13 protein-coding genes are annotated in these 12,760 nt (G+C 67.8%); 8 read left to right on the top strand and 5 right to left on the bottom strand.

Features of this window, described 5'->3' with window-relative positions; all coding sequences use genetic code 11:
• The first annotated feature begins 38 nt into the window (after positions 1-38).
• Together J2X49_RS06005 and J2X49_RS06000 are read left to right on the top strand one after the other, a co-directional pair.
• Positions 39-518, top strand: coding sequence for a hypothetical protein (locus tag J2X49_RS06005; protein ID WP_310123746.1), 480 nt, complete (start codon positions 39-41; stop codon positions 516-518).
• On the top strand, positions 518-709 hold the full coding sequence (locus tag J2X49_RS06000; RefSeq protein ID WP_246992527.1) for a helix-turn-helix transcriptional regulator: 192 nt from the start codon (positions 518-520) through the stop codon (positions 707-709). Before J2X49_RS06005 ends, J2X49_RS06000 begins: the two co-directional genes overlap by 1 nt.
• A gap of 16 nt (positions 710-725) precedes the next feature.
• On the opposite strand, the gene J2X49_RS05995 is transcribed toward J2X49_RS06000, so the two are convergent.
• Complete coding sequence (locus J2X49_RS05995) at positions 726-1,166, bottom strand: CHRD domain-containing protein (protein WP_246992529.1); 441 nt, start codon at positions 1,164-1,166, stop codon at positions 726-728.
• Positions 1,167-1,310: 144 nt separating this feature from the next.
• Entirely contained in the window at positions 1,311-2,828 is a 1,518-nt protein-coding gene (locus tag J2X49_RS05990; RefSeq protein WP_310123735.1) for a SulP family inorganic anion transporter, read from the bottom strand.
• A gap of 179 nt (positions 2,829-3,007) precedes the next feature.
• On the opposite strand from J2X49_RS05990, the gene J2X49_RS05985 reads away from it, so the two are divergent.
• The 3 genes from J2X49_RS05985 to J2X49_RS12940 all read left to right on the top strand — a co-directional run bounded on the left by J2X49_RS05985 (position 3,008) and on the right by J2X49_RS12940 (position 5,731).
• Positions 3,008-3,373: a MerR family transcriptional regulator gene (locus J2X49_RS05985; protein WP_310123732.1), complete on the top strand. Its 366-nt coding sequence runs from the start codon at positions 3,008-3,010 to the stop codon at positions 3,371-3,373.
• Between the two features lie 295 nt (positions 3,374-3,668).
• Complete coding sequence (locus J2X49_RS05980; protein ID WP_310123728.1) at positions 3,669-5,000, top strand: AAA family ATPase; 1,332 nt, start codon at positions 3,669-3,671, stop codon at positions 4,998-5,000.
• Positions 5,001-5,152: 152 nt separating this feature from the next.
• Positions 5,153-5,731, top strand: coding sequence for an HNH endonuclease (locus J2X49_RS12940; RefSeq protein WP_396130962.1), 579 nt, complete (start codon positions 5,153-5,155; stop codon positions 5,729-5,731).
• 310 nt (positions 5,732-6,041) lie between these two features.
• On the opposite strand, the gene J2X49_RS05975 is transcribed toward J2X49_RS12940, so the two are convergent.
• The gene (locus J2X49_RS05975) at positions 6,042-7,493 is read right to left on the bottom strand and encodes an amino acid permease (RefSeq protein ID WP_310123725.1); all 1,452 of its coding nucleotides are present in this window, start codon (positions 7,491-7,493) and stop codon (positions 6,042-6,044) included.
• 240 nt (positions 7,494-7,733) lie between these two features.
• Positions 7,734-7,928 (bottom strand): hypothetical protein, encoded by a 195-nt coding sequence (locus J2X49_RS05970; RefSeq protein ID WP_310123723.1) that lies wholly within the window; start codon positions 7,926-7,928, stop codon positions 7,734-7,736.
• Between the two features lie 78 nt (positions 7,929-8,006).
• Here J2X49_RS05970 and J2X49_RS05965 point away from each other — a divergent pair, with 78 nt between their 5' ends.
• Positions 8,007-9,749: an NERD domain-containing protein gene (locus J2X49_RS05965; protein ID WP_310123720.1), complete on the top strand. Its 1,743-nt coding sequence runs from the start codon at positions 8,007-8,009 to the stop codon at positions 9,747-9,749.
• Positions 9,750-9,841: 92 nt separating this feature from the next.
• On the opposite strand, the gene J2X49_RS05960 is transcribed toward J2X49_RS05965, so the two are convergent.
• A complete protein-coding gene (locus J2X49_RS05960; protein WP_310123717.1) occupies positions 9,842-10,750 on the bottom strand; it encodes an HNH endonuclease in 909 nt (302 codons plus the stop codon).
• Between the two features lie 207 nt (positions 10,751-10,957).
• On the opposite strand from J2X49_RS05960, the gene J2X49_RS05955 reads away from it, so the two are divergent.
• Together J2X49_RS05955 and J2X49_RS05950 are read left to right on the top strand one after the other, a co-directional pair.
• Positions 10,958-11,944 (top strand): ATP-binding cassette domain-containing protein, encoded by a 987-nt coding sequence (locus J2X49_RS05955; protein WP_310123715.1) that lies wholly within the window; start codon positions 10,958-10,960, stop codon positions 11,942-11,944.
• Positions 11,941-12,756 (top strand): methionine ABC transporter permease, encoded by an 816-nt coding sequence (locus J2X49_RS05950; protein WP_310123713.1) that lies wholly within the window; start codon positions 11,941-11,943, stop codon positions 12,754-12,756. Before J2X49_RS05955 ends, J2X49_RS05950 begins: the two co-directional genes overlap by 4 nt.
• Positions 12,757-12,760: the final 4 nt, after the last annotated feature.

The raw sequence follows: 12,760 nt of genomic DNA, 5'->3' as shown, positions 1-12,760 counted from the left end.
CTGTACGGTCTCCTTGACACCCCGAGGAGAGAGACGCCATGACCGACGCCCCCGCCACCCGCACCACCAGCCGCTTCGGCCGCGCCCGCTTCGGCGGCGGCACGCCGGCGCTCGTCGCCGCGACCCTGCTCGGCGGCGCCGCGATCGCGAGCGCCCTCGGCGCGCTCTACGCCGCGCTCGGCGGCCAGGGCGACCAGGGCGACGCGTGGCTGCGCTTCATCGTGATGGCCGTCGTCACGCTCCCGGTCGCGGCCGCGCTCGTCTGGGCGGCGTCGGTCGATCGCTCGAGCCTGACGGATGCGACGGAGCGCCCCGAGGACTCGGTCGAGTCGGCGTGGTTCGACCGGGCCGCCCGCGGCGCCTTCGGCGACACGTTCATGACGGTCGGGCTCGCGGCCGCCGCCTTCTCGATCACCGGCCTGCAGGTCGACACCGGGCTCCTGCTGCTCGGCCTCGCCACGCTCATCGGCATCGACGTGGCCGTGCGCTACCTGCTCGCGAAGCGGGCGGACGCCTGATGCGCAACTCGCTGCCCGAGCGGCGGCAGGAGCGCGGCTGGTCGCAGCAGCGGCTCGCCGACGAGCTGGGCGTCTCGCGCCAGACGGTCATCTCGATCGAGAAGGGCCGCTTCGACCCGTCACTGCCGGTCGCCTTCCGGCTCGCGGCCGTCTTCGAGTGCCCCATCGAGGAGCTCTTCTCGCCCGAGTGACGCCCGGGCAGCGGCGCTACTTCAGCTGCCCGCGGATCTCGCCCGGAGGATTCGTCGGGGTGTGCACGTTGACGTAGTAGCCGCGCGGGTTCGCCTCGATGGCCGCGAGCAGCATCGGGTCTGCCGTCGTGCACGCCTCCACCGCGAAGCTCGTCGCAGACTCCACGGAGAGCGGCACGACCACGGGCCCGGGGGCGTTGCGCGGTGCGACGTGGATGTGCGCCGCGGCCGCGGGAGCCGACAGGCCGTCGACCTGGAGCGAGTAGCAGAGCTGGTCGCCGTCGATCTCGTAGCTGAACCATCCGTGGGCGCCGAAGGCGTTCGGCGCGGGAACCTCCTGCCCGCCGTTCAGCGGGATCGCGGGGGCGGCGTTCGCGGCGGCGGTGCCGGCGAAAGTGAAGGCGGCGACCGCCGCGATGGCGACGGCGGCGGTGCGGGTGTGTCGGGTCGTGCGCATGATCGTGCTCGCTTCTGTGGAGCCGGAGGTGGATGTGCTCGGGACGCTACGCCCGGCCGCCGACCCCCACAAGGCCCCGAAAACCCGAGCCGCGCAGCCCGCGTCCGCCGGGCATCCAGCGGCCGACCCGACCCGCGCCGGGCCTCAGCCCTCCCCGCCCAGCTGCCGCGTCATTCGCCCGTGCATCTGCACCGACGAGGCGTTGAGCCCGTGCAGCTCGACGCGCTTGCCGAGCCGCTCGTACTTCGTCTCGATCGCGTCGAGGGCGGCGACGGTGGATGCGTCCCAGATGTGGGAGCGCGAGAGGTCGATGACGACGTGGTCGGGGTCGTCGGTGTACTCGAACTGCGTCGTGAGGTCGTTGGAGGAGGCGAAGAACAGCTCGCCCTCGACCGTGTAGTGCGCGGCGGCACCGCCGTCGGACTCGCGCACCTCCCGCGTCACCGACTGGAAGTGCGCAACCCGGCGGGCGAAGAGCACCATCGCGGCGACGACGCCGACGATGACGCCGATCGCGAGGTTGTGGGTCAGCACGACGACCACGACGGTGATCACCATCACGAGCGTCTCCGACAGCGGCAGGCGCCGCAGCGTCGCCGGCTGGATCGAGTGCCAGTCGAAGGTGCCGACCGAGACCATGATCATCACGGCCACGAGCGCCGCCATCGGCACGAGCCCGACGATGTCGCCGAGCGCGACGATCAGCACGAGCAGGAAGACGCCGGCGAGGAAGGTCGACACGCGCGAGCGGGCGCCGGAGGCCTTCACGTTGATCATCGTCTGACCGATCATGGCGCAGCCGCCCATGCCGCCGAAGAGGCCTGAGAGCACGTTGGCGACGCCCTGGCCCCACGACTCGCGCGTCTTGTCGGAGTGCGTGTCGGTCACGTCGTCGACGAGCTTCGCCGTCATGAGCGACTCCATGAGGCCGACGAGCGCCATCGCGATGGCGGTCGGGCCGATGATCCCGAGCGTCTCGAGCGTGAGCGGCACGTCGGGGAGGAAGAGCGACGGCAGGCTGCGCGGCAGCTCGCCCTGGCTGCCGACGTTGGGCACCTGCCAGCCGAAGAGCAGCACGGCGCCGGTGAGCAGGATGATCGCGAACAGCGGCGCCGGCACGACCTTCGTCAGCCGCGGCATGACGACGAGGATCACGAGCCCGACGGCGACGAGCGGGTAGACGAGCCACGGCACATCCACCAGCTGCGGGATCTGCGCCATGAAGATGAGGATCGCGAGCGCGTTGACGAAGCCGACCATGACGCTGCGCGGGATGAAGCGCATGAGCTTCGCGACGCCGACGAGCCCGAGCACGATCTGCAGGATGCCGGCGAGCAGCACGGTGGCGATGAAGTAGTCGAAGCCGTGGTCGCGCATGATCGGCGCGATGACGAGCGCGATGGCGCCGGTGGCCGCGGTGATCATGGCGGGCCGCCCGCCGAGGAAGGCGATCGAGATCGCCATCACGGCCGACGAGAAGAGGCCGACGGCCGGGTCGACGCCGGCGATGATCGAGAACGAGATGGCCTCGGGGATGAGCGCGAGCGCCACGACGAGGCCGGCGAGGGCCTCGCGGGTGAGCATGCGCGGGTTGCGCAGCACGGTCGTGACGGATGGGTTGTCGCGGTAGCGGGCGCGGTCGCGCGTCGCGGTGGTGGTCATGGGGCTCCTTCGAGAGCGAGTGGATGCGCGGGCATGCCGCAGCGAGGTCAGAGTCTGTGAGCGCGTCGTCGCGCGGGGCCGATCCAGCCGACAGGCGAGAATGGATGGCGTGGTCGAAGAGCTCGACCAGGAATGACTCTACCCTAACGTGAGGGGAGAGTTGCCGAAGGAATGGTGCGATGACCGACGAGACGATGCACATCGGTGAGCTCGCGGAGCGCACCGGCCTCTCGCTGCGCTCGCTCCGCCACTGGGACGAGGTGGGGCTCGTGCGCGCCTCGGGGCGCACCGAGGGCGGCTTCCGCCTCTACACGGCCGCAGACGAGGAGCGCGTGCGGCTCATCATGCGCATGAAGCCGTTCGGCTTGACGCTCGACGAGATCGGCGAGCTCGCCGACGCCATCGACGCCTCCCCCGCCGATCCGCTGGCGGCGCTGCCCGCCGAGCGCGCCGACTTCTTCCGCACCGAGATGCGCGCGCGGCGCGACAAGCTCGCCCGGCAGCTGGCCGACGCCGACGAGCTGCTGCGCCGCGTCGAGCGGTAGGCAGTAAAGACGCTGTCGCTCGGCAGGCTTTCTATGGGCAAGCTGCGGTAGCGCCAGTGCACCTCCCGCCATGGCTACGGCACCTCCGTAGCGATCGAGACAAGGCCAGTAGGTTCTCTTGCCCGTTGGAGCGCATGACCAGCATCCGGGCTTTGAGGACGTTGCGTTCGATCAATGCGGCGGGAGCGGATGTCCGCGAAGCGCGCGAGTCGGCACCTTCCTCGCGGCTACTATCGACATAAGTAGGGTCGCCCGCGGGGACTACGGATCGCCCGGCGCCTCCTGAGAGGACAGCATGTACGTGAACCGCGTCAGCCTGCGCAACATCAAGGGATTCATAGAAGCAGACCTGGACTTCGCAACCTCAGATGATGTGCATGAAGGTTGGGCCGTAATTACGGGAGACAACGGCTCGGGTAAGACCGCTCTTCTCCGTGCCATAGCCCTTGCGATTCTCGGACCCGAACAGTCGCGGGGCCTGGTACAAGATTTGCGCGGATGGGTGACCGAGGGCCACGACGAGGGAACAATCTCTGTCGAGGTCACACCGGACCACCTTATCGACCGGACGGCTAAGGGCGGCCAGCCCGTTCAGTCGACCTTCTGGGCAGAAGTCGCTATTTCACGGACAGAGGTCACGGGTGGCCGACCGGATCAAGCTTGGGTAATTTCTGCGACGGACGTGTTCCGAAACAAGAGGAAGAGCGCAACCAACGGCCCTTGGGCGCCGAGTACTAACGGATGGTTCACCCTCGGATACGGTCCTTTCCGCAGGATGTACGGCAGTTCGCCGGACGCCCAGCGCCTGATGGTGATACCTGGCCGAATCCCCCACTTTGCGACTCTGTTCAAAGAGGACGCAACACTAAGCGAAGGTGAAGAGTGGGCGAAGCAGCTTAACTATCAGCGCCTCGAGCACAATGCCGAATCGGCTGAGGCCCTCGATGGGCTGATCAGGCTAGTTGCTCACGACTTCCTACGTGAGGGTGTGCACATTCGGGGAGTCACATCGGACGGAATCTCACTTGAGGACTCGGCTGGCCGAGTAGTCCCGCTGTCCGACATGAGTGACGGCTACAGATCGGCCCTCGCGATGCTTATGGACATCTATCGACACATGCTCACTGCTTACGGGGCTAAGGGCCTGGTCGAACAGACCTCGAACGGACCAGTGGTAGCACGGCCGGGAGTAGTGCTTATCGATGAGATCGATGCGCACCTACACCCGGCATGGCAGCGCGAGATCGGCTTCTGGCTTAAGTCGCACTTCCCGAACATTCAGTTTATTGTGACCACTCACAGCCCCATAGTGTGCCAAGCCGCGGACGGGGGAAGAATTTACAACATTCCTTCCGCTTCGGCCCAACGGGGGCCTTTCCAACTATCGAAGAGCGATTTCGACGCAGTCATTGCAGGCAAGCCGGATGAGATCTTGCTTTCCCCTGCCTTCGCACTCGAGCACACGCGCTCGCCGAGAGCCGTTCGAGCACGCAACCGCCGCGCATCTCTTAAAGCGAAGAGAGCCGCAGGCGGCGAGTGGACCACGACGGAGAGGGCGGAGTTTGAAGAGCTGGCTCTCTTTTCCGCCGACTTCGATGCCCAAGCAGATTTTGGTCCGGGCGATTGAGGCAAATCCCGCGCGGGCAACTGCCGCTCGCGTCGCGCGTGGCACTCCGCGCGCTGCAAACTCAAGTCGACAGTTCGGACTCCGCTCGCTTGGCCTGGCGGAGCTTTCGAACGTCGGCCGCTAGCCGCCCCTTGATTACTGAACTGCGGCGCATGGCCGGACCGAGAGAGCGATGTGCCTATTGCTCAGATTCCCTTGGCTCCGCGATCGACCACCTAATACCCATATCACCGCACTTTGAGCACACTTTTGACTGGCGTAATCTTTATTGGATCTGCGACAACTGCAATCGACGCAAGGGGTCTAAGTTTGTGCGAGATCCAGAGACAGGCGACGCACTCGTGCTCAGGCCCGATCGCGATCGCCCCTGGACTTATTTGTTCTTGGACACTGAGACGGGTGTCATCACACCACGTCTGCATGCTCCAACTTACGAACCCGACGAACGCGGCTTGGAGACCCTCCGAGTCCTGCCTGTTTTGGCTCTTGAGCCGGTGGTTGAGGGCAGGCGACGAGCGATTCGGGCACTCGAGAGCGCTGCGCGACGACTACTGAAGCAGCAGGGCCACCACGAACTTCGCGTGCTAGTCCAGACGTTTAAGGACGAGCATTACGGGGTGAAATCTTGGATTGTTCAGTACGAAGGGCGCGAGGCGAATCCTTGGACCGATCTTCGCGCTCAGCACCCCCAGCACTGGAAGCGCCTGATCGGCACGTCAATGCCTGCATGACGAGGAGGCCACTTTGCGCGGGGCGAGCATGGTGTGGGAACCATCATCTTCCACAGGTTCTGACTCAGCTGTTGCCAGGGCTATGCGGCTCTTGCGCGTGTGGCCTGCAGGTGGCGACAGGAGCGGGCCGCCCCCGCGCGGTTCGCACAAGTCCGCCCCAGACGGATCACCCCCTGCGCCGTAAGCCCCGGCTCAAGCTCGGTTGAACCTGCTGCCGCTCGCTCGAGTCCTGCGCCCGCCGCTCCGTGCTGCGATGCTCAGGCGGCGAGAGGGAGCACTGCTCGCTACACACTGCTCCCGGACGAGCGCCTCAGCCCACCGCCACCGACGCATCCTCGAGCTCGCCGGCCGCCCGGGCCCGCTGCAGCTTCTTCCGCACGATCGGCCAGAAGAGCGCGAGCGCCCCGGCCGCGATGAGGCTCGTGAGCACCTGCGCGCGCCCGCCCTCGGAGCCGAGCATGATGACGACGATGCCGATGGCCGCCGCGATGAGCACGATGTTGAGCACCGGGAACAGCCAGACCTTGAGCTTCAGCTGCGCCTGCTCCTCCGGCGTCATGCGCGCGCGCAGGCGCCACTGGGTGACGGCGATGAAGACGAAGACGAAGAGCGCCACGAGACCGGTGGAGTTCATGATGAACTCGTAGATGCCCGAGCTCGGCGCGATGAAGTTGACGAGCGTCGCGACGAGGCCGCCGGCGGTCGACGCGATCACGGCCGCGACCGGCACGCCGCGCTTCGAGCGCTTCGACATGATCGCCGGCGCCAGCTTCTGCTCCGACAGGGCCGCGAACATCCGCGAGGCCGAGTACGTGCCGGAGTTCAGCACCGAGATGACCGCGGTGAAGATGACGAGCGTCATGATCTCCTCGGCGAACGGGATGCCGAGCAGGCTGAAGACGTAGGCGAAGGGCGGGATCTCGTCGGGCGAGGGCAGCTGGTTCCACGGCACGACCATGACGATCACGAGCACGGCGCCGACGTAGAAGAGCATCACGCGCCAGATGACGGTGTTGGCGGCCTGGCGGATGCCCTTGGCAGGGTCCTCAGACTCGGCCGCCGCCATGACGGCGATCTCGGCGCCGAAGTAGGCGAAGAGCACGAGCGCGATCGACGAGACGACGACGCCGAAGCCGTTGGGCATGAAGCCGCCGTGCTGCCAGAGGTTGGCGACCGACAGGGTCGAGTCGGGCCAGAGGCCGAACGCGAACAGCAGACCGGCGCCGAGGAAGACGACGATCGCGACGACCTTGATGCTGGCGAGCCAGAACTCCGTCTCACCGAACGCGCGCAGCGAGATGAGGTTGGTGGTGACGAAGATCGCGAGGAGGATCAGCGAGCCGGCCCACGCGGGCAGCGCCGGGAACCAGGCGTTCAGCATGCCGCCTCCGACGACGGCCTCGTAGGCGATGACGCCCACCCAGAAGTACCAGTACAGCCAGCCCACGATGTAGGCGGCCCAGTCGCCGAGGCCGACGCGGGCGTACTCCATGAAGGAGCCGACGGCCGGGCGCACCGCGGCCATCTCGCCGAGCATGCGCATGGCGAGGAAGACGATGAGGCCGCCTCCGAGGTACGACAGGATCGCGGCGGGACCGGCCGAGAGGATCACGTTGGCCGAGCCAACGAAGAGGCTCGCGCCGATGATGCCGCCGAGGGCGATCATCGTCACGTGCCGCGACTTCAGCTTCCTGCTGGGCATCGGCGCGACGGCGTCGGATGCGACGGCCTCGATCTGCTCGGAGTGCGGGTTGGGTGCCACGAGGGACGCCTTCCTGTCAGGTCGCGCCGAGGCGGACGACCCGCGGCACCCGCCCATCGTAGTTATCAGACAGCGCGCCGCGAGCATGCGGCACCCGCTCCCCCGTCTCCGCTGCCCGCTCCCCCGGCCCCACTCGCTGGTCGAGTAGCCGACGGGCTCAGCCCGTCGGCGTATCGAGACCACGCGACCCGCTGGTCGAGCCGGTCGCCGCGCGCAGCGCGCCGACCGAGTCGAGACCACCTACTCCTTCGAGAAGTGCTTCCGAATCCGGTCAGCCTGCTCACGCGTCAGGTACCAGTCGGTCCCGATCTCATGCCCCTCGAACGGCCCGCCCCCATCCGTAGGGTTCCGCAGGAACCCACGGATCTGCCGTCCCTTGCGGTCCATGCCGAGCTCGCGCGAGAGCTCCACCGGCGTGATCGTCTGCTCGTCCATGGTGCGAGGCTATCCGCCATCGCCGGCGCGGGCGGCGGCAGCAGTCGACATCCGCTCACTTCCGACTACCGTGATCGCATGGCGACGATGATCCCTCCGGAGCCGCGACGAGGCGCTCCAACGGGCGAGCTGCAGGTCTTCGAGGCGCTGCGCGAGCACCCCGACACCGACGACTGGGTCGTCTGGCACGGGCTACCCATCCGTCACCACCAGACGCAGGTCGAGGGCGAGGCCGACTTCGTCGTGATGGTGCCGGGCGAGGGGATGCTCGTCATCGAGGTGAAGTCGCACGAGCGCATCGAGGTGGGCGACGACGGACTGTGGCGCCTCGCCAGCCAGCCGCCGACAGACCGCTCGCCGTACGACCAGGCGGCCGAGAACCGGCACAGCATCCTCGAGTGGTTCCGCCGCAAGGCGTTCGAGCCCAACTATCCCGTGTGGCACTCGGCTTGGTTCCCAAACCGGGGCGGTGAGCTCGTGCGGCAGCTCGAGGCGCGCATCGACGTGCCGAAGAATGCGACGCTGACGCGAGCTGACCTCGATCCCTCGAGGATCACGAAGAGCATCGAGCGCGTGCTGCGACACGGCGAGCACACGGTGCGGTCGAACCACCGGCGCTTCCAGGAGGGCCGCCCCGACGAGCAGGACATCGCGGATGCGCGGGCGATCCTGACGCCGCCGGTGACGTGGGAGCGGGCGAACGGGGAGCTTCGCGCCGCACGGGCCGCCGACCTGGTGGCCGCGACCGAGCGCCAGGAGCAGGCGCTGCAGTACTTCAGCGCGCACCCCCGACTGCTCGTCGAAGGCCCGGCCGGGACCGGCAAGACGAACGTCGCCGTGCGCGCCGCGCAGCAGCTGGCGAACCGCGACGAGCGCGTGCTGCTCACCTGCTTCAACACCCTGCTCGAGGCCGACCTGCAGCGCCGCTTGCGCGGTCGCGACGAGGTGACCGTGGCCCGCGTGCACCAGCTGATGCTCGCCTACAGCCAGCTGCCCGTTCCTGACGATGCCGACGATGCCTGGTGGAACGAGACGCTGCCCTCCGCCACGCTCTCCGTCACGCGCGCGCCCGGCTTCACTCCCCCGTTCACGAGCCTCGTGGCAGACGAGGCGCAGGATCTGGCTCGGGACTCGACCCTCGACGTGCTCGACAGCCTGCTCGTCAACGGGCTTGCCGGAGCCCGCGTCGTCCTTACGGGCGACTTCACGCGACAGGACATCTATCGCCCACGCGATCGCTCATCGGCCGCCGGGACGGCCCCCGCTCCGCTGGTCGAGGAGGCCGCGGACGAAGGCGGCACCCGACTCACGGCGATCCGAAGGCGCCTTCCCGACGCCGCCACCATGACCCTCGAGATCAACGTGCGCCAGACGCCGCCCCTCGCGCGCTTCGTCGAGTCGCTGCTCGAGGCCGACGTCTACACCGACTTCGGCCGCGAGGATGACGAGGCGGAGTGCGCGGATGTTTTCGTCTACCGCTCGCACGAGGAGCAGGCAGAGCTGCTCCAGCAGACGCTGCAGACCCTGTGGGCCGAGGGGTGGGACGCCGCGGACATCCTCGTCCTCGCCCCGAGACGCGACTCCGCGTGTGCTCGAGCGACCGGGGCGGTCGCGGATGCGCTCGCGCAGGCGGGCGGGACGCCCGGCATCCGATGGGGCACCATCCACCGCTACAAGGGCCTCGAGGCGCCCGCCGTCGTCCTCACCGACGTCGATGGTTCGTCGCAGGGGTGGCAGGACCTCCTCTACGTCGGTGCGACACGCGCGACCGAGCGGCTAGTCGTGCTCACTTCACGAAGCGAGCTTCGGGAGGGGCACTGAAGGTCAACGCACCAGCAACCGTATGAGGGGGCGGCCACCGCCCGAGGGACTTGGTGGTTCGCCTCGCCACCGACACCTCAACCCGATACTGGCTAGGCAGCGGCAAACTCCGCGTACTTGAGCGCCAGGAGATCACGTGCGGGCCAGTCAGCCTTCTTGGCAGGAAGGAGCAGCGCACGGTCCTGCATCTCCTGGATCCCATGCTTCAGCATCGGCCCGTCTACCTCGGCGAGTAGCGCTGGCTGAATCTCGACTCGATAGTCCGGTGTGATACCCAGCATGTTGCGATCGAACGCGGAATGATGAATCTTGCATAGGGCCAGACCATTCGAGGTGCGTGGGGCACCGAGCTCGTGCTTGTCTCCCATGATGTGCGCCGCATCGAGGAGAGACGCGTGGCCTAGTGAGCACACAGCACAGCGCTCGACATACGCCGACATCACCAGACCCCGAAAGGCCGGTTGGTGCACGCGCTGCCACATTCGACGCTCTACGTACGAACGATCGGGGTATGCCGACGGCACGCTGTCTTCGCCGAATAGCTCGACGCGCTCCATGGACAAATGCACCCGCCGCGCCGCTGGGTCATCGGTGACGTAGACGGGGTACGACGAGGTGTACCAGTTCGGCGATACCTTCGTGAAATAGACGATCGGCAGCTGCAACTCCGCAGCGGCTCGCAGCTTCAGGTTTGGACCACCTTCGCCAACTTGATAGGAGTAAGAGACGGTCCCAGTGACGAGGTCGACCGTATCTTCGTACTCTTGAGTGCGCCGCGCGTCCAGGCTCGTCATCACCGACAAAGTGCCAATGAGAGCGGCCGGGTTCCAAATGCCGCGGCTCTGGTCAACGAGCGGGATACGCTGCCCATCCAGCTCAATGCCCTGCCGCAGAAAGTCTCGATGATGGCGAGATTCACCGGCGAGCTTTCGCCGCGTCAACGCGAGGAATACCGCTTCCCGCACGGCCGCGTCCGCCGCTAACTGCAAGTCCGTCGCCATTTGATCCTCCGCATCAGACGCTAACCCAGGCATCGAGGAAAGCCAAGAATTACTCGAGTAGCCCGTCGATGCGGTACGTCTCGTCACGCAGCGTCACATGCTCGCGCCGCCGTTGCACGTGCGGGACAATGTCTGATAGCTCGTCGTCGTGGCCGAGCCAACCAGACCATCCCTCAGGGCGCCGACCGCGCCCCCGCTTGGAGTTCCATGATCTCGATCGAGCACGTCAGCCGCCGCTTCGGCGACGGCCCCGACGCCGTCGTCGCGCTCGACGACGTGTCGATCGAAGTGCCGCGCGGCTCGATCTTCGGGGTCGTCGGGCAGTCGGGCGCCGGCAAGTCGACGCTGCTGCGCACCGTCAACGCGCTCGAGCGGCCCGACTCCGGCCGGGTCGTCGTCGACGGCGTCGAGGTGACCGCGCTCGAGGGCAAGGCGCTGCTGCAGGCGCGCCACCAGATCGGCATGGTCTTCCAGCACTTCAACCTCGTCGGCAACCGCACCGTCGCGCAGAACGTCGAGTTCGCGCTCGAAGCGACCGGCGCCCCGAAGAAGGATCGCCGGCCGAAGGCGCTCGAGATGCTCGACCTCGTCGGCCTCGCGCACCGCGCCGACGACCGCCCCGGCCAGCTCTCCGGCGGCCAGCGGCAGCGCGTGGGGATCGCCCGCGCGCTCGCCTCCGGGCCGGATGTGCTGCTCAGCGACGAAGCCACCAGCGCGCTCGACCCCGAGACGACCCGCTCGATCCTCGAGCTCATCCAGCGCCTCAGCCGCGAGCTCGGCCTCACCGTGCTGCTCATCACCCACGAGATGGACGTCGTGAAGCGCATCTGCGACGCCGCCGCGCTCATGGAGACCGGCCGCGTCGTCGAGCAGGGCTCGCTCGACGACCTCATCCGCACACCCGGCAGCCGCGTCGCCGCCGAGCTGTTCCCCGTGGGCGAGGCGCACTACATCCCCCACCACCGCATCATCGACGTCACCTACACCGGGCTGAGCGCCGACCGCCCCGTGATCGCGCAGCTCGCGCGCGACTTCGGGCTCGACGTGTCGATCCTCGGTGCGGCGCTCGAGACCATCGGCGGCCACCAGGCCGGCCGCACCCGCCTCGCCGTGCCCGGGGACGCATCCGTCGCCCTCAAGGTGATCGACTCGCTCACCGCGCAGGGCGTCACCGCCTGGGAGGTGCTCGCATGATCGACCCCGCCGCCCCCGCCTTCTGGCCGCAGCTCATGCAGGTGCTGCTCGAGGGCACGTGGGAGACCGTCTACATGACGGCGATCGCGATGGCGATCACGTTCGTCGTCGGCCTGCCGCTCGGCATCATCCTCGTCGGCACCGAGCAGGGGCGCTTCCTGGAGGCGCCGTTCGGCTCGCGCGTGCTCGGCCGGGTCGTCAACGGGCTGCTCGGCTTCATCGTCAACCTGGGCCGCTCGGTGCCGTTCATCGTGCTGATGATCGCGCTCATCCCCGTCACCCGCTGGCTGCTCGGCTCGTTCATCGGCACCGGCCCCGCCATCGTGCCGCTCACGCTCGTCGCCATCCCGTTCTTCGTGCGCGTCGTCGAGATCGCCGTGCGCGAGGTCGACCCGGGGCTGTTCGAGGCAGCCGAGTCGCTCGGCGCCAGCCGCTGGCTGCTCGTGCGCCGCGTGCTGCTGCCGCAGGCGACCCCCGCGATCCTGCTCGGCACCGCCACCACCATCACGTCGATCATCAACTTCTCGGCGATGGTCGGCGTCGTCGGCGGCGGCGGCCTCGGCAACGTCGCCCTCACCTACGGCATGCAGCGCTACAGCTGGATCCACATCGTGTTCGTCGTCATCATCCTGTTCGCCCTCGTGCAGCTGATCCAGTGGGCGCTGACCGCGCTCGCGAAGCGGCTCGGCGCGCAGCCCACCCGTCGCGGCCCCAAGAAGGACGCGACGGCCGATGCGCAGGCCCACCTCGACGCCGACCTCGCCCTCCCCTCCTCCCGCACCCCGACGCATCCGTCGGGCAGCACCCCGTAAGGAA

The organism is Agrococcus sp. BE272 (genome assembly GCF_031457935.1).
GTDB classification, from domain to species: domain Bacteria; phylum Actinomycetota; class Actinomycetes; order Actinomycetales; family Microbacteriaceae; genus Agrococcus; species Agrococcus sediminis.
This window is presented reverse-complemented; position numbering and strand designations above follow the sequence as displayed.

Bases quoted from the DNA above. Each gene is read 5' to 3' on its own strand.
- J2X49_RS05955 (WP_310123715.1), top strand. From the start codon at position 10,958: ATGATCTCGATCGAGCACGTCAGCCGCCGCTTCGGCGACGGCCCCGAC.
- J2X49_RS05970 (WP_310123723.1), bottom strand. From the start codon at position 7,928: ATGGACGAGCAGACGATCACGCCGGTGGAGCTCTCGCGCGAGCTCGGC.
- J2X49_RS12940 (WP_396130962.1), top strand. From the start codon at position 5,153: ATGGCCGGACCGAGAGAGCGATGTGCCTATTGCTCAGATTCCCTTGGC.
- J2X49_RS05965 (WP_310123720.1), top strand. From the start codon at position 8,007: ATGGCGACGATGATCCCTCCGGAGCCGCGACGAGGCGCTCCAACGGGC.
- J2X49_RS05995 (WP_246992529.1), bottom strand. From the start codon at position 1,166: ATGCGCACGACCCGACACACCCGCACCGCCGCCGTCGCCATCGCGGCG.
- J2X49_RS05980 (WP_310123728.1), top strand. From the start codon at position 3,669: ATGTACGTGAACCGCGTCAGCCTGCGCAACATCAAGGGATTCATAGAA.
- J2X49_RS05985 (WP_310123732.1), top strand. From the start codon at position 3,008: ATGACCGACGAGACGATGCACATCGGTGAGCTCGCGGAGCGCACCGGC.
- J2X49_RS05990 (WP_310123735.1), bottom strand. From the start codon at position 2,828: ATGACCACCACCGCGACGCGCGACCGCGCCCGCTACCGCGACAACCCA.
- J2X49_RS05960 (WP_310123717.1), bottom strand. From the start codon at position 10,750: ATGGCGACGGACTTGCAGTTAGCGGCGGACGCGGCCGTGCGGGAAGCG.
- J2X49_RS06000 (WP_246992527.1), top strand. From the start codon at position 518: ATGCGCAACTCGCTGCCCGAGCGGCGGCAGGAGCGCGGCTGGTCGCAG.
- J2X49_RS06005 (WP_310123746.1), top strand. From the start codon at position 39: ATGACCGACGCCCCCGCCACCCGCACCACCAGCCGCTTCGGCCGCGCC.
- J2X49_RS05950 (WP_310123713.1), top strand. From the start codon at position 11,941: ATGATCGACCCCGCCGCCCCCGCCTTCTGGCCGCAGCTCATGCAGGTG.